The sequence below is a fragment of the Caulobacter sp. GW821-FHT09B11 genome, from assembly GCF_059418205.1.
In genome coordinates this window covers 81,635-97,622 of sequence record NZ_JBWKPK010000010.1, presented here as the reverse complement: position 1 = coordinate 97,622, position 15,988 = coordinate 81,635, and the positions used below count along the sequence as shown (strand labels likewise).

Below are 15,988 nucleotides of genomic sequence, written 5' to 3'. Positions count from 1 at the left end.
GACGCATGGCCGCGATGCTGACCGATCCCTCGAACCTGCTGACGGCCTTCGTGGCCCTGGTCGTGTTCGCCACCATCATCACCCTGGCCGCGCCGGTGATGAACAGCAACGGGCTGGAAAGCCGCCTGAAGTCGGTGGCCAACCGCCGCGAAGAGCTGCGCCGCCGTTCGCGCGCTGCCCTGGCCAACAAGGGCGCCGGCGGCACCCTGCGCCACACCGACGAGGGCATGTACAAGACCATCGTCGACCGGCTGCAGCTGTCCAAGCTGCTGGAAGACCCCAAGGTCGTCGACAAGCTGGCCCAGGCCGGCTTCCGCGGCCCCAAGCCGGTGTCGACCTTCTACTTCTTCCGCTTCGTGATGCCGTTCGCCTTCGCGCTGCTGGCGGCGACCTACCTGTTCGGCATCAACGGCTTCGGCCTGCAGACCATGCAGAAGCTGGCCCTGTGCGTGGGCGCCCTGACCATCGGCTACTACGCGCCCAACCTCTATATCCAGAACATCGCCCAGAAGCGCCGTGAGTCGATCGTCGCGGCCTTCCCCGACGCGCTCGACCTGCTGCTGATCTGCGTCGAGAGCGGCATGTCGATCGAGGCGGCGATCCAGAAGGTCGGCAACGAGGTGGGCTCCAGTTCGATCGAGTTGGCCGAGGAGCTTTCCCTGCTGACCGCCGAGCTCTCCTACCTGCCCGACCGTCGCCTGGCCTATGAGGGCCTGGCGCGCCGGACCAACCACCCGGGCATCAAGTCGGTGGCCACGGCGATGATCCAGGCCGAGCGCTACGGCACGCCCCTGGGCGCGGCCCTGCGCGTCATGGCCAAGGAAAACCGCGAGCTGCGCCTGTCGGCCGCCGAGAAGAAGGCCGCCAGCCTGCCGCCGAAGCTGACCGTGCCGATGATCGTGTTCTTCCTGCCGGTGCTGTTCATCGTCATCCTCGGCCCGGCGATCCTCAAGATCTCCGACCTGATGGCCAAGAAGCCGGTCGGCTAGCCGACGGGCTCGGCCCGCACCGCGCCGGCCAGGAAGGCCGCGTGGGTCGGCAGCGCGCCGGCCGTGCGGGCGGCGGCGTGGGCCAGGTCGGCCAGCCAGTCGTCGACGCTGGCCTCGGGAACCGCCGCCGTCATCGGATGGGCGGCGGCCGGCGCCAGGCCCTGGCCCAGCAGCACCTGCACCCAGCTGGTTTCCTTGAAGAGATCGTCCTCGTGGCTGAACACCCGGCCGGGGCCGGTGAACAGCGAAAGGCGCGCGGCCAGGCTGTCCGGGATATCCATCGCCTTGCGGCTGGCCCAGAACGGCGTGTCGTCGCGCTCGGTGGCCTTGTAGTGCAGCACCAGAAAGTCGCGGATGCGGGCGTATTCGTCGCCGGTCTGGCGGTTGAACTCGGCGATCAGGGCTGGATCGAAGCCCTGGTCGGGGAACAGGGCCAGCAGCCGCGCCAGGCCCGATTGCACCAGGTGGATGCTGGTCGATTCCAGCGGCTCCATGAAGCCCGACGCCAGGCCCAGGGCCACGACGTTGCGGTTCCAGAACGCCTTGCGGCGGCCGGTGACGAAGGTCAGCAGACGCGGTTCGGCGAGCGGCTCGCCCTCCAGATTGTCCATCAGCACCCGGGCCGCCGTCTCCTTGTCGGTCCAGGCGCTGGAGAAGACGTGGCCGTTGCCGGTGCGGTGCTGCAGCGGGATCCGCCACTGCCAGCCGGCGTCGCGGGCCCAGGCGCGGGTGTAGGGAACCGGCGGGGCGGCGTCGCGGCTGGGAACGGCCCAGGCGCTGTCCATCGGCAGCCAGCGCGACCAGTCCTCGTAGCCGGTCTTCAGCGCCTCCTCGATCAGCAGGCCCCGGAAGCCCGAGCAGTCGATGAAGAGCTCGCCCTCGACGCGGCGGCCGTCCTTCAGCGTCACGGCCCGCACGAAGCCGCTGCCGGGATCCTGGTCGACCCCGACCACCCGGCCCTCGATCCGTTGCACGCCTTGCCCCTCGGCGTGGCCGCGCAGGTGGCGGGCGTAGAGCGCGGCGTCGAAGTGGAAGGCCCAGCTGAGCGGCTCTCCGCCGCCTGGTCCCCCGCTTTCTGGCGTCACGCGGCCGAAGCGTCCGGCGCGGGCGGCCAGGGCGTTGGCCGACCAGGCCCAGAAGTCCTCGCCGGCGGTTCCGCGCCGACGGGCGTCCAGCCACCAGTGATGGAAGGGCGTGGTGCCCAGCGAGCGGCCCACCTGGCCGAAGGCGTGCATGTAGCGGTGGCCGGGGCGCAGCCAGTCGACGAACTCGATGCCCAGCTTGATGGTCCCCTGCGTCGCCCGCAGGAAGGCGTCCTCGTCCAGGCCGATGAAGGCGTTGAAGAACCGCAGCTGCGGGATCGAGGCCTCGCCGACCCCGACCGTGCCGATCTCCTCGGACTCCACCAGCCGGATGGTGGCGGAGGGGCCCAGGGCCCGGGCCAGCAGGGCGGCGCTCATCCAGCCGGCCGTGCCGCCGCCGACGATGACCACGTTGCGGATCGGTCCTGCGTTCATGGCGTGCTCCCTGGCGCGACCGTGGCCGCCTTCTTTCGAGGCGGTTTTCCGATCGTCGCGGTCTCCTGAAAAAAGAAAACCCCCGTCGGCGCAGGAAGCCGACGGGGGCGCGAGGACGCGGGGGAAGAGCGCGCCTTAGAACTTGTAGGCGACGCCGACCAGGAAGGTGCGGCCGTACTCCTGGTAGTCGATGACCTGGCGCTCGTCGCCGTTCTGGTAGGTGACGAAGGGCTCGTTGGTCAGGTTGTTGACCTGGGCCGTCAGCGACAGGCCCTTCAGCGGGCCGTTCTCGAACGAGTAGCCGACCTGGCTGTCGAGCACGGTCTCTTCCTTGACCATCCGGTAGGTGCGTCCGTTGCCGAAGCCGGAGACCTCGCCCAGGAACTTCGAGCGGTAGCGCTCGCTGAGACGGGCCGAGAAGCCGCCCTTCTCATAGTAGACGGTCAGGTTGCCGACGGTCTTCGACAGGCCCGGGATCGGGATCGACGGGTCGCTCAGGCTGTACTGGATCTCGCTCTCGGTGCGCGAGGCGCTGAAGATCGCGCCGAAGCCGTCGAGCGCCGGGTGCAGCAGCGAGCCCGGCATCGAGAGCGTGAACTCCACGCCCTTGATCGAGCCGCCCTGGCCGTTCTGGGGAACGGTGATGTAGCCCTGGCGCAGGACCGGCTCGCCGGCCGTGCTGTTGATCGGATAGCCGGTGAAGTCGTGCAGGACGCTGGCGTCGTACACGTAGGTCTTCAGGTCCTTGTAGAAGGCGGCCAGCGAGACATAGGCCTGGCGACCGAAATACTTCTCGTACGAGATGTCGATGGCGTTGGCGCGCCAGGGCTCCAGCTCCGGATTGCCGCCGCTGCCGCTCCAGGGCGACTGGGCCAGGTTGGTGCTGTTGCGCAGGGCTTCGTTGTAGCCGTAGTTGGTGCTGGCGCGCATCTGGTCCATCCGCGGACGGGCCAGGGTGCGGGCCGCGGCGAAGCGGATCACCTGCTCGTTGGGCAGGCGCACCTGCAGGTTCACGCTGGGCAGGAAGTCGACATAGCTCGTGCCGCCCGACAGGTGGGTCTGCTGGGTGGCCGTGCCGGTGCCGCTGGCGCCCAGGGCGTTGGAGCTCTGGTCGGTGTTGACCACCTGGAAGCCGAAGTTGCCGGTCAGCGGGAAGGCGCCGACCTCGGTCTCGATGTTGGCCATCAGGTAGCCGATCGTGACCTTCTCCTCGACTTCCCAGCTCTTGACCAGGACGTCGGCGTTCGGGTTGCGGATCTTGGTGTAGGCGCCGTTGTTGAGCAGGGCGAACGGGTCGTAGGCGACCACGCCCGACAGGCCGGCGAAGCCCAGCGAGGTCACGCCCAGGATGGCGCTCGACGGGATCGTGACGCTGGCCGGGGCGCCGACCGCGCTCAGGAACCATTCGTCGTTGACCAGGCCCTTGGTGCGTTCGCTGTAGTTGACGCCGAAGGTGATGCTGGAGATGCCGTGGGCCGGATCCAGCTCGCGCTTGGCCGAGAAGCGAGCCGCCTTCAGCTCGTCCTCGATGGTCGGCATGTTCAGGTAGCCGTCCTGGCCGCCCGTGACGACGTCGCCGCCCCAGCCCTGCGAGCTGGTCAGCTTGGTCACCGCCGGATCGCCGTAGTTCAGGGCGTTCTTGAAGGTGGCGCCGTGGTCGCTCATCGAGAAGCTGACGGTGTCCAGCGCGCCCAGCGTGTTGCGGCCGGTGCCGGCGTAGGTCTCGAGGATCATGTCGGTGCGCTCGACCTTCGACCAGGAGAGGTCGGTGTCGAGGGTCCAGCTGTCGCCGAGGGACCACCTGTTGTTCCAGCCGACCGACCAGACGTCGGCGTCGCGGTCGTTGCCGTCGTTGCGGATCACCGGCTTGACGTTGGCGTAGGTGGCGTTGGTGACCATGCCGCCCGAGACCGTGGTCCCGCTGATGGCGGGGCCAGGACGCGTGCCGTTGGCGTCGGTGGCGCCGCCGCCCCAGGCCAGCGGGATCTCCATGCCGCGCACCAGCTGGTGGTTCTCGAACTTCGAGTAGAAGACGTCCAGCGTGCTGGTGAAGTCGTCGGTGGGGGCGAACTCGATCGTGCCCATCACGCCGTCGCGCTTCAGCTTGCTCGACATGGCCGTGACCCGGGCGCCGCCGAGCAGCAGGTTGCCCGCGCCGTCGGTCGGATAGCCCCAGGCGTTGAAGCGCTGGGCCTGGTAGGGCGACTCCATGTGGGCGTAGCCGATGGCGACGCCCAGCTTACCGTCCATGAACTGGTCGATGTAGGAGATGTTGAAGCGGTTGCCGTGGTCGCTCGAGCCCGGGTTCAGGGCGCCGATGTCGTTCCACTCGTAGCGGGCGCCGACGGCGAAGGCGCGCTTGCCGAACTTCAGCGGGCGGATGGTGCGCATGTCGGCGGTGCCGGCCAGGCCCTGGCCCAGCAGCGCCGCGTCGGGGGTCTTGTAGATGACCACGCCGCTCAGCAGCTCCGACGGATACTGGTCGAACTCGACGCCGCGGTTGTCGCCGGTCGAGACCTGCTCGCGGCCGTTCAGCAGGGCGGTGGTGAAGTCGGGCGCCAGGCCGCGGATCGAGATCACCTGGCCGCGGCCGTCGAGGCGCTGGGCGGTCAGGCCGGGCAGGCGGGCGATCGACTCGGCGATCGACACGTCGGGCAGCTTGCCGATGTCTTCGGCCGAGACGGCTTCGACGATCGAGGTCGAGTCCTTCTTCAGCGAGATGGCGCCTTCGATCCCACGGCGGATGCCGGTGACGGTGATCTCCTCGACGGTGTCGGGTTCGGTGGTCTGGGCGGCGGCCGGCGTGGTTTGAGCCTGGGCGGCTCCGGCGGCGATCATCAGCGCCAGCCCCGTACCGCCCATCAGCGCCGCGCGGCGCAGCTTGAATCGGATGTCCATGATGTTCCCTCCCGCAAGTGGTGTCCGCGCGGTTCCTCCGCGCCGTGTTGCGCAAATTACTGCAAACAGCTTCCGGCTTTTGCAACTGAAAAATGGATGGATTGTCATGTTCGTTGACCGGGAGGTGCGCTTTCCGCTGCTTTGCCGGGGTTTTTGCGGCCTTTTCGCCACAGTGCGACAACCATGCCGCTCATGCTCGTGAGGCGAATGGATTGACAGCAGGTCAGCGGCTTTGCAAATCTATGCAAAATTGACGTGGCGACTAGGTCGTCGAAGATCGCGACGCTAGGGATGGAGGGCAGGGGTATGGACACCCGCAATCGGTGGGGGCGGCTGGCGGCCGCGCTCGGCTGCGCCGGCCTCGCCGTGACCGCCGTCCCGGCCTTCTCGGCGCCCCAGGCCGCCCTGGCCTCCGAAACCTTCCGCGCCAGGCTTCCCCAGGACGAGGTGATCTACTTCGTGCTGCCCGACCGCTTCGCCAACGGCGATCCGGCCAACGACCGCGGCGGGCTGAAGGGTGATCGCCTGGCCACCGGCTTCGACCCGGCCGACAAGGGCTTTTTCCACGGCGGCGACCTGAAGGGCCTGGCCGGCAGGCTCGACTACATCCAGGGCCTGGGCGCGACCGCGATCTGGCTGGCGCCGATCTTCGCCAACAAGCCGGTGCAGGGTCCCGAGGGCTACGAGAGCGCCGCCTATCACGGCTACTGGATCACCGACTTCACGACGGTGGACCCGCACCTGGGAACCAAGGCCGACTTCAAGGCCCTGGTCGAGGCCGCCCATGCGCGCGGCCTGAAGGTCTACATGGACATCGTCGTCAACCACACGGCCGACGTCATCAAGCTGAAGGAATGCGAAGGCCGGCGCTGCGACTACCGGAGCAAGGCCGACTATCCGGTCAGCCGGCGCGGCGGCGTCTCGGGCGAGGCGATCAACGCCGGTTTCGCGGGCGACGCCGACGGCTCTGTCGGGAATTTTGCAAAGCTCACCCGGCCCGACTTCGCCTACACGCCCTACGTTCCGGCGGCCGAGGCGAGGGTCAAGAAGCCCGACTGGCTGAACGACCCGATCTGGTACCATAACCGCGGCGAGAGCGATTTCGTCGGCGAAAGCTCGCTCTATGGCGACTTCGCCGGGCTCGACGATCTCTACACCGAGAACCCGCGCGTGGTGGCCGGCTTCATCGACATCTACGGCGCCTGGATCGACGAGTTCGGCATCGACGGCTTCCGCGTCGACACCGCCCGCCATGTGAACCCGCAGTTCTGGCAGGCCTTCGTGCCGGCCATGCAGGCGCGGGCGGCCGCGCGGGGCATTCCCAACTTCCACATCTTCGCCGAGATCGCCGACCCGGATCCGGTGGCCCTGGCGCGCTCGACCGTGGTCGATGGCTTCCCCGCCGCGCTGGACTTCGCCTTCCAGCAGGCGGCGACCGAGACGGTCGCGGGCAAGGCCGGGACCGACCGCTTCGCCCGGCTCTACGCCGCCGACGCGCTCTATCGCGGCGGCGAGGCGGCGGGGCTGCAGGTCCCGACCTTCCTGGGCAATCACGACATGGGCCGGTTCGGCCGTCGGCTGGTGACCGGCAACCCCGGCGCTTCCGACGACGAACTGCTCAAGCGCGACGTGCTGGCTCACGCCCTGCTGATGTTCCTGCGTGGCGCGCCCACGCTCTATTACGGCGACGAGCAGGGCTTCACCGGCGACGGCGACGACAAGGACGCCCGCGAGGACATGTTCGCCTCCAAGGTGGACGCCTATAACGACAACCGCCTGATCGGCGGCAAGCCGGGCTCGGCCGATCGTTTCGACACCGACGCGCCGCTCTATCGCGCCATCGCCGGCATGGCCAAGGCGCGCGCCGCCGATCCCGCCCTGCGCGGCGGCCGGCAGCTCATCCGCGCCGCCGGCGACAAGCCCGGCCTGCTGGCCGTTTCCCGTATCCTCCAGGGTCGTGAGACCCTGGTCCTGTTCAACACCGGCCAGACGCCGGTGGAGGCCCAGGTCGAGGTCGAGACGACCTCGGCCGCGTGGCGCTCGGTCGTCGGCGCCTGCGCGCCGGCGCCTGCCGCCCCGGGCAGCTACCGCGTGACGATCGCGCCGCTCGACTACAAGATCTGCGTCTCGGAGGGCGCGCCCCAGTGACCATCGAAAGCCTGGCGAACCCCGCCGCGTCCCTCGCTTCCGCCCACGAGCTTCCCAATGGGGGCGAATGGTGGCGCGGCGCGGTGATCTATCAGGTCTATCCGCGCAGCTTCGCCGACTCCAACGACGACGGGGTGGGCGACCTGCCGGGGATCACTGCGCACCTCGAGCACATCGCTTCGCTGGGGGTGGACGCGATCTGGCTGTCGCCGTTCTTCGCCTCGCCGATGAAGGACTTCGGCTACGACGTTTCGGATTATCGAGACGTCGACCCGATCTTCGGAAGCCTGGCCGACTTCGACGCCCTGATCGCCAAGGCCCATAAGCTGGGCGTGAAGATCATCATCGACCTGGTGTTCTCGCACACCAGCGACGAGCACGCCTGGTTCGCCCAGAGTCGCGAAAGCCGAGATAATCCGTATGCGGATTGGTACGTCTGGGCCGACGCCAAGGTCGACGGTTCGCCGCCGTCCAACTGGCAGTCGGTGTTCGGCGGCCCGGCCTGGACCTGGGACGCCCGGCGTGGCCAGTACTACATGCACAACTTCCTGGCCTCGCAGCCGCAGCTGAACCTGCACAATCCGAAAGTGCAGGAGGCCCTGCTCGACGTCACCCGCTTCTGGCTCGAGCGCGGGGTCGACGGCTTCCGCTTCGACGCCATCAATTTCTCGATGCACGACCCGGCCCTGCGGGACAATCCGCCGATGCCGCCGGGCGGCAAGCGCACGCGGCCGTTCGACTTCCAGGACAAGGTCCACAACCAGGGCCACCCGGACATCCCGAAGTTCCTGTCGCGCCTGCGGGCCCTGACCGACCAGTACGGCGACCGCTTCTCGGTGGCCGAGATCGGCGGCGACCGGGCCGACGAGGAGATGAAGCGGTTCACGGCTGGCGAGGATCACCTCAACAGCGCCTACAGCTTCCTCTACCTCTATGCCGACGAGCTGCGCGACGAGCTGGTGCGCAGCGGCGCGACCGACTGGCCGGGCGCGCAGGGCGAGGGCTGGCCGTCCTGGACCTTCTCCAACCACGACGCCCCGCGGGCGGTGTCGCGCTGGGCGCGGGGCCGCGACCGCAAGGCCTTCGCCGAGATGGCCCTGCTGCTGCTGATGACCCTGCGCGGCAACGTCTTCGTCTATCAGGGCGAGGAGCTGGGCCTGCCCCAGGCCCATGTGCCGTTCGAGCGGCTGGTCGATCCCGAAGCCATCGCCAACTGGCCCCAGACCCTGGGCCGCGACGGCGCCCGCACCCCGATCCCGTGGAAGGCCGGCGCGGTCAACGCCGGCTTCTCCACCGTCGAACCGTGGCTGCCGGTGGATCCTGCGCACCTGCCGCTGTCGGTCGATGCGCAGGAAGCCGATGCGGCCTCGACCCTGCACGTCGCCCGCCGCCTGATCGGCCTGCGCGCGCAATGGCCGGCCCTGAAGACCGGCGGCATGCACCTGGTGGACACCAACACCCCGCTGCTGGTGTTCGAGCGCGGCGAGGGCGACGACGCCCTGCTGTGCGTGTTCAACATCGGCTTCGAGGCCGTGGCCTGGGACCTGCCGGACGGCTGGACCGTGATCGACAGCGTCAACCTTGGCGCGCCGGGGGCGGTCCCGCCGCTCGGTGGCCTGCTGGCGAAGCGGGGGTGATCGCTCACCCCAATTCTCCCGTCATTCCCGCCCTTGTGGCGGGAACCCCTCTGTCAGCCGCAGGTGCGAGTGGGGCGAATCGCTGGCGGTTCGCTTGCTGTTCACTTGCGAGCGGAACCAGGGGTTCCCGCCACAAGGGCGGGAATGACGGGAATAAAAGAGGGTGGGCCTCAGCCCCCGCAGCTTTCCCGGATGATCAGATCCGTCGGCACCCGCTCGGATCGGCTCGCGCCCTGCCCACTCGCATCCAGCAGCTTCGAGACCATCAGCCGTCCCGCCTTGGCCGTGTCCTGCGAGATCGTCGACAGGGCCGGGCGCGAATAGCGGGCGAAGGGCACGTCGTCGTAGCCGATCACCGAGACGTCGCCGGGCACCGACAGGCCGGCGTGCTGCAGGGCGCGGATGGCGCCGAGCGCGATCAGGTCGGAGGCGGCCACGACGCCGTCGAACTTCACGCCGCGTTGAATGAGGCTGTCGATGCTGGCCTCGGCCGACTCGACCTCGAAGTGGGCCGGCACGATCAGGTCGGGGTCGACGCCCAGGCCGAACTGCTCGACGGCGTCGAGATAGCCGCGGTGGCGCTGCATGGCCTCGGGCGCCTCGGTGTCGCCCAGGAAGACGATGCGCTTGCGGCCCAGGCGCGCCAGATGCAGCGTCGCCCGCTTGGCGCCCAGGGGATTGTCCGAACCCACCGAGCAATAGGCCTGGTCGGGCAGCTGCGCGCCCCAGACCACGAAGCGGGCCTCGGTCTCGGCCAGGCGGTTGAAGGCGGTGTGCAGCCAGGACTGGCCCAGGAAGATCACCCCGTCGGCGCGGCTGGTGGTCATGGCCGCCGACAGGTCCTCGAAGCTGCCCGGGGCCACGTGGCTGACCAGGATGTCGCAGCCCCGCTCGCGGGCCGCCTCGCCGACGCCGGCGAACAGTTCGAGGAAGAAGGGATCCGACAGCCGTCCCTCGCGGTGCTGCGGACGCGGCACGACGATGGCGATCGTGCCCTCGGCGCCGATCGGGCCGGCGGGCATGTAGCGGCGGAACGGATAGTCCATCTCGCGCGCCAGCTTCCAGATCAGCTGCTTGGTGCGCTGGTTGACGGCGGGGCTGTCGTTCAGCGCCCGCGAGGCGGTGGAGATCGAGACCCCGGCCATCCTGGCCAGGTCTTCCAGACGCGTCGCCCCCTTGCTCACCGTGTCCCGTCCCCGTCGGCTCTAGCGGCTGCAAAACTTGCCGCAAAAGTTTTCACTGACCTTCTTAACGCATCGCCGGTCGCATTTAGCAAGTGCGGCGGACGGGCGATTTTCGGAGTCCGAGCATGATCCTGCGCCTCCTCGCCACGGCCCTCCTGGCCCTGGCCGCCTCGCCCGCCTTGGCGGCGGTCACGGCGACCGCGACCTCGCCCGACAAGGTGCTGAGCGTGTCGGTGACCACCGACAACGACGGCCAGCCCACCTATGCCGTCAGCCGCCTGGGCCGGCCGGTGATCGCCCCGTCGAAGCTGGGCTTCATCCTGGTCGACGCTCCCAAGCTGCAGCGCAATTTCGAGGTCACGGACCAGCAGACCCGCAGCGTCGACGAGACCTGGGACCTGCCCTGGGGCGAGCGCAAATCGGTGCGCAATCGCTTCAACGAACTGCGCGTGACCCTGATCGAGAAGACCCCGCTGCACCGCAGGCTCGACGTGGTGTTCCGGCTCTATGACGACGGCCTGGGCTTCCGTTACGAGTTCCCCGACCAGGCCAATCTGAAGACCGCCCGGATCGGCGAGGAACTGACCGAGTTCAGCCTCGTGGACGAGGCCACCGCCTGGTGGATCCCGGCCTATGAGTGGAACCGCGAGGAATATCTCTACAACAGGACGCCGCTCGAAGAGGTCTCGGTCGCCCAGACGCCGATGACCCTGCGCACCAGGGACGGCCTGCACGTCTCGATCCATGAAGCGGCGCTGGTGGACTACGCCGGCATGAACCTGGCCCGCGCCCAGGACTGCCGCTTCAAGACCAGCCTGACGCCGGGCATCAGCGAGGCCAAGGTCGAGCGCACCGCGCCGTTCCCCACGCCCTGGCGCACCCTGCAGATCGCCGACAGCGCCGGGGGCTTGGTGACCTCCAGCCTGATCCTGAACCTGAACGACCCCAACAAGCTGGGCGACGTCTCGTGGATCAAGCCGATGAAATATGTCGGGGTCTGGTGGGAGATGCACCTCGACCACAAGACCTGGGGCTCGGGTCCCAAACACGGCGCGACCAACGACAACGTCATGCGCCACATCGATTTCGCCGCCAAGCACGGCCTGGGCGGGGTGCTGGTCGAGGGCTGGAACAAGGGCTGGGACGGCGCCTGGTTCGCCGACGGCTCGGAGTTCAGCTTCACCGAATCCTATCCGGACTTCGACCTGAAGAAGCTGACCGACTACGCCCGCCAGAAGGGCGTGGTGCTGATCGGCCACCACGAAACGGCCGGCAACACCGTCGTCTACGAGCGCCAGATGGACGCGGCCTTCGACCTCTACAAGTCGGTCGGCGTGCCGGCGGTGAAGACCGGCTACGTCGCTGACGCCGGCGGCGCCCAGGTGCTGGGTCCGGACGGCAAGGTCCACTTCGCCTGGCACGAAAGCCAGGCCTTGGCGCAGCATCACGTGCGGGTGCTGGAGGCCGCCGCCAGGCGCCAGATCGCCATCAACTCGCACGAGCCGATCAAGGACACCGGCCTGCGCCGCACCTGGCCCAACTGGATCAGCCGCGAGGGTGCGCGGGGCATGGAGTTCAGCGCCTGGGGTCAGCCCGGCAACCCGCCCGAGCACGAGGCGAACCTGGTTTTCACCCGCCTGCTGGCCGGTCCGATGGACTACACGCCCGGCATCTTCGGCATGAAGACCAAGGCCCCCGACGGGGTGGCCACCACCTGGGCCAAGCAGCTGGCGCTGTACGTCGTCATCTACAGCCCGATCCAGATGGCCGCCGACCTGCTCGAGAACTACGAGGCCAATCCCAAGCCCTTCAAGTTCATCGAGGACGTGCCGGTCGACTGGGCCGACACCAGGGTGGTCAACGGCGAGATCGGCGACTTCGTCACCATCGCCCGCAAGGACCGCAAGAGCGACGACTGGTACCTGGGCGCGGTCAGCGACGAGCAGGGCCGGGTGCTTTCCGCGCCGCTGTCGTTCCTCGATCCGGGGCGGAAATACCGCGCCGAGATCTACCGCGACGGTGAGGCGGCCGACTGGAAGACCGCCCCGCAGGACATCGTCATCGAGACCCGCGAAGTCACGGCGGCGGATGTGCTGACCTTGCGCCTGGCCCCCGGCGGCGGCCAGGCGATCCGGTTCGTGGCTTTGGGGAAGCGCTGAGCGTCTCCACCTTCCGTAAAATCCCCGCGAAAGCGGGGACCCAGGTGTTTTGTCGTCGAGCGCCTCGCGTTTCAGAAAAAGCCTGGGCCCCTGCTTTCGCGGGGGTTTTACGGGGAGGGGTATTTTACCCGAACACCAGCGACCGGTGCGCGCCCACCCCCGCCAGCACACCGTCGGCGGAAGCCAGGGTGGCGTTGTGGTTGGCCCTCGCCGCGTCGCCGGCGGCGAAGACGCCGGGGATGCTGGACGCCTTCCAGTCGTCGACGGTGATCAGCGGGCCGAGCGGGCCGTCCTCGAAGACGCAGCCCAGGCGCTGCGCCAGCGGGCTGGCCATGCGCACGGTCGGCGAGGCGAAGATCGCCTCGATGGCGACGATCCGGCCGTCGGCCAGGCGGGCGCCGGACAGGGCCGGCTCGTCGCCCAACAGGGCGACCACCGGAACCTCCTCGATCGCCACGCCGCGCGCGGCCAGCTTCGCCCGGGTGTCGCCGTCGATCGGCAGGCCCTGGCTGAACAGGGTGGTCGGCCCCCAGTCGGGCAGCATCTGGGCCTTGTGGGCGTCCATCGCGCTGCTGGCCAGCACGCCGAGCCTTTGGTCGCGGGCCTCGTAGCCGTGGCAGTAGGGGCAGTGCAGCACGCTGGCGCCCCAGCGGGGCTTGAGGCCGGGGATGTCGGGCAACTGGTCGGCGACGCCGGTGGCCAGCACCAGGCGCTTGCCGCGCACGTTGCGGCCGTCGCTCAGGGCCACGGTGAAGGCCCCATCCTCGGCGCCGGCGTCGCGGGCCTCGCCCTCGACGAACGACACGGTGGGATAGGCCGACAGCTGGCGGCGGGCCTCGCGCAGGATGTCGAACGGCGCCTTGCCGTCCTGGCCGAGGAAGCCGTGCGAGGCGTCGGCGAAGCGGTTGCGGGGCAGGCCGGCGTCGACCACCAGCACGTCGCGGCGGGCGCGGGCCAGCTGCATGGCGGCGGACAGGCCGGCGAAGCTGCCGCCGACGACGATGACGTCATGACTCATGGTGGGGATCCTTGCAGCCGGCCGCCTGCAGCACGACGCGGCGCGGTCCGATCTCGGCGGCCAGGTCCGCCAGGGTGATGTTCGATAGGCGCGCGTCCAGCAGCCGGCGGGCCTCGGACACGGCGTCGTCCAGGGCGGCGTTGACCGCCTGCTCGACGACGCAGCCGGGGCTTTCCTCGGCCTTGCCCAGCGCCAGCACCGGCTCGTCCAGGGCGGCCTGGATGTCGGCCAGGCTGACGGCGTCCAGCGGTTTCAGCAGGGTCCAGCCGCCGCCGTGGCCCTTGGTCGAGCCGACGATCCCGGCCTCGCGCAGGCCGGCGAAGGTGCGGCGGATGACCACCGGATTGGTCGCTGCCCAGCCGGCCAGGACCTCGGAGGTGAGGGCCTTGTCGGGCTGTTCGGCCATGTGCAGCAGCACGTGCAGGGCGACGGAGAGGCGGCTGCTCCGTTTCATGTAATTATAAATGTTACGTGATGGGATGGAGCGCAAGGGGGGGGGCGCCTTCCCTATCCGCCCGTCATTCCCGCCCTTGTGGCGGGAAACCCTGGTTCCGCTGGCACGTGAGGCGCAAGCGGATCGCTGGCGATCCGCCCCTGCCGCCCTTGCGGCCGACAGAGGGGTTCCCGCCATAAGGGCGGGAATGACGGGAGTTGGGTGGGTAGTGCAAATTTATGGAAATTGTTGCCGTGCGCGCGTGGATTTGAGCGCCGGAGCGCCCCTCTACATCGCGCCGTCGGTGTACGATTTCAGGATGAGTGACCCTGTAATGCAATGAAATCGCCACTTCCTCATTGCATCCCCGCGCACCCCATGCACAAATGCCCGCCGCAAAGCGCATTGCAAAAACTTGCGCAAACGGCCGGAAAAACCGGCGGCGTCACGGCGGGGAAGCGATGACCAAGGCCAGGCTGAGCCTCTTCCAGATCTGGAACATGTGCTTCGGGTTCTTCGGGATCCAGATCGGCTTCGGCCTGCAGAACGCCAACACCAGCCGCATCTTCCAGACCCTGGGCGTCGAGATCGACCACCTGGCCATCCTGTGGATCGCCGCCCCCGCCACGGGCCTGCTGGTGCAGCCGATCATCGGCTACCTGTCCGACAAGACCTGGGGGAAGCTGGGCCGCCGCCGGCCCTATTTCTTCTGGGGCGCGATCCTGACCACGGCCGCCCTGATCCTGATGCCCAACTCGCCGTCCCTGTGGATCGCGGCCTCGGCGCTGTGGATCATGGACGCCTCGATCAACATCACCATGGAGCCGTTCCGGGCCTTCGTCGGCGACAACCTGCCCGACGAGCAGCGCTCGACCGGCTACGCCATGCAGAGCTTCTTCATCGGGATCGGCGCGGTGCTGGCCTCGTGCCTGCCGTGGATCCTGACCAACTGGCTTTCCGTGGCCAACACCGCCCCGGCCGGCCAGATCCCGGACTCGGTGCGCATCGCCTTCTATGTCGGTGGCGCGGTGCTGCTGGCCTCGGTGCTGTGGACGGTGTTTTCCACACGCGAATACAGCCCCGAGCAGATGGCCGCCTTCGAGGCCGCGCAAGCCTCCGCCAAGGGCGAGACGGTCGCCGCCGAGGCGCAGGCTGAAGGGCGCGGCGTCGCCGCCTACCTGACCGGCGGCGTCGTCTGGACCATCGCCGGCCTGGCGGTCGCCGTGGGCGTCTACGCCGCCCGGCTGGAGAAGGAGCTCTACGTCCTGGCCGCCCTGATCGCCGGCTTCGGCGTCGCCCAACTGGTCGCCGGCCAGCTGAAGGTCGCGGGGCGCACCCGCAACGGCTTCTCCGAAGTGGTCGAGGACCTCTTCGCCATGCCCTCGACGATGAAACAGCTGGCCGTCGTGCAGTTCTTCTCGTGGTTCGGCCTCTTCGCCATGTGGATCTACACCACGCCTGGCGTGGCGGCCTTCCACTACGGCGCCACCGACACCAGTTCGGCCGCCTACAACGCGGGCGCCGACTGGGTGGGGGTGCTGTTCGCGGTCTATAACGGCGTGGCGGCCCTTGCGGCCCTGCTGATCCCGCTGATCGCCCGCACCACCAGCCGCCGCGTCGCCCACGCCCTGTGCCTCGTTCTGGGCGGGCTTGGCCTGCTGTCGTTCCTGGTCATCCGCGACCCGAAGCTGCTGATCGTCGGCATGGTCGGGGTCGGCTTCGCCTGGAGCTCGATCCTGTCGGCGCCCTATTCGATCCTGTCGGGCTCGGTGCCGGCGCGGAAGATGGGCGTCTACATGGGCATCTTCAATTTCTTCATCGTCATCCCGCAGCTCTTGGCCGCCACCGTGCTGGGCCTGCTGCTCAAGACCTTCTTCGGCGGCCAGGCGATCTATGCGCTCGTGCTGGGCGCGGCCTCGTTCCTGATCGCCGCCGTCGCCGTCTTCGCCGTCAACGACCCGGGCGAGCCCAAGCGGCTGGCCGGGTCTGCTTCGTGAGGCCCCCC

The 15,988-nt window shown here is 68.8% G+C and carries 10 protein-coding genes and 1 pseudogene; 6 read left to right on the top strand and 5 right to left on the bottom strand.

Annotation, left to right across the window (positions count from 1 at the left end):
* Positions 1-5: 5 nt before the first annotated feature.
* Entirely contained in the window at positions 6-989 is a 984-nt protein-coding gene (locus tag AC07N1_RS09780) for a type II secretion system F family protein (RefSeq protein WP_494671619.1), read from the top strand.
* Here the strand turns inward: AC07N1_RS09780 and AC07N1_RS09775 are convergent.
* Complete coding sequence (locus tag AC07N1_RS09775) at positions 986-2,506, bottom strand: tryptophan halogenase family protein (protein ID WP_494671618.1); 1,521 nt, start codon at positions 2,504-2,506, stop codon at positions 986-988. The two genes, AC07N1_RS09780 and AC07N1_RS09775, sit on opposite strands and share 4 nt — an antisense overlap.
* 135 nt (positions 2,507-2,641) lie before the next feature.
* Positions 2,642-5,404 carry a TonB-dependent receptor gene (locus AC07N1_RS09770; protein WP_494671617.1) on the bottom strand — a complete coding sequence of 921 codons (2,763 nt, stop codon included), beginning with the start codon at positions 5,402-5,404 and terminating at the stop codon, positions 2,642-2,644.
* A gap of 306 nt (positions 5,405-5,710) precedes the next feature.
* Here AC07N1_RS09770 and AC07N1_RS09765 point away from each other — a divergent pair, with 306 nt between their 5' ends.
* The 3 genes and pseudogenes from AC07N1_RS09765 to AC07N1_RS09755 form a co-directional block, all read left to right on the top strand.
* On the top strand, positions 5,711-7,552 hold the full coding sequence (locus AC07N1_RS09765) for an alpha-amylase family glycosyl hydrolase (RefSeq protein ID WP_494671616.1): 1,842 nt from the start codon (positions 5,711-5,713) through the stop codon (positions 7,550-7,552).
* On the top strand, positions 7,549-9,189 hold the full coding sequence (locus AC07N1_RS09760; RefSeq protein WP_494671615.1) for an alpha-glucosidase: 1,641 nt from the start codon (positions 7,549-7,551) through the stop codon (positions 9,187-9,189). Before AC07N1_RS09765 ends, AC07N1_RS09760 begins: the two co-directional genes overlap by 4 nt.
* Positions 9,190-9,201: 12 nt before the next feature.
* A pseudogene (locus AC07N1_RS09755) lies at positions 9,202-9,342 on the top strand (hypothetical protein); the annotation flags it as partial.
* A gap of 17 nt (positions 9,343-9,359) precedes the next feature.
* Here the strand turns inward: AC07N1_RS09755 and AC07N1_RS09750 are convergent.
* Positions 9,360-10,373, bottom strand: a complete 1,014-nt coding sequence (locus AC07N1_RS09750; protein WP_101718651.1) for a LacI family DNA-binding transcriptional regulator — start codon at positions 10,371-10,373, stop codon at positions 9,360-9,362.
* A gap of 125 nt (positions 10,374-10,498) precedes the next feature.
* Between AC07N1_RS09750 and AC07N1_RS09745 the strand changes: the two genes are divergently transcribed.
* Positions 10,499-12,532 carry a glycoside hydrolase family 97 protein gene (locus tag AC07N1_RS09745; RefSeq protein WP_494671614.1) on the top strand — a complete coding sequence of 678 codons (2,034 nt, stop codon included), beginning with the start codon at positions 10,499-10,501 and terminating at the stop codon, positions 12,530-12,532.
* 124 nt (positions 12,533-12,656) lie between these two features.
* On the opposite strand, the gene AC07N1_RS09740 is transcribed toward AC07N1_RS09745, so the two are convergent.
* Complete coding sequence (locus tag AC07N1_RS09740) at positions 12,657-13,550, bottom strand: NAD(P)/FAD-dependent oxidoreductase (RefSeq protein ID WP_494671613.1); 894 nt, start codon at positions 13,548-13,550, stop codon at positions 12,657-12,659.
* Positions 13,540-14,004 carry an RrF2 family transcriptional regulator gene (locus AC07N1_RS09735; RefSeq protein ID WP_494671612.1) on the bottom strand — a complete coding sequence of 155 codons (465 nt, stop codon included), beginning with the start codon at positions 14,002-14,004 and terminating at the stop codon, positions 13,540-13,542. Before AC07N1_RS09735 ends, AC07N1_RS09740 begins: the two co-directional genes overlap by 11 nt.
* Before the next feature lie 440 nt (positions 14,005-14,444).
* Between AC07N1_RS09735 and AC07N1_RS09730 the strand changes: the two genes are divergently transcribed.
* The gene (locus AC07N1_RS09730; protein ID WP_494671611.1) at positions 14,445-15,980 is read left to right on the top strand and encodes an MFS transporter; all 1,536 of its coding nucleotides are present in this window, start codon (positions 14,445-14,447) and stop codon (positions 15,978-15,980) included.
* Positions 15,981-15,988 lie beyond the last annotated feature (8 nt).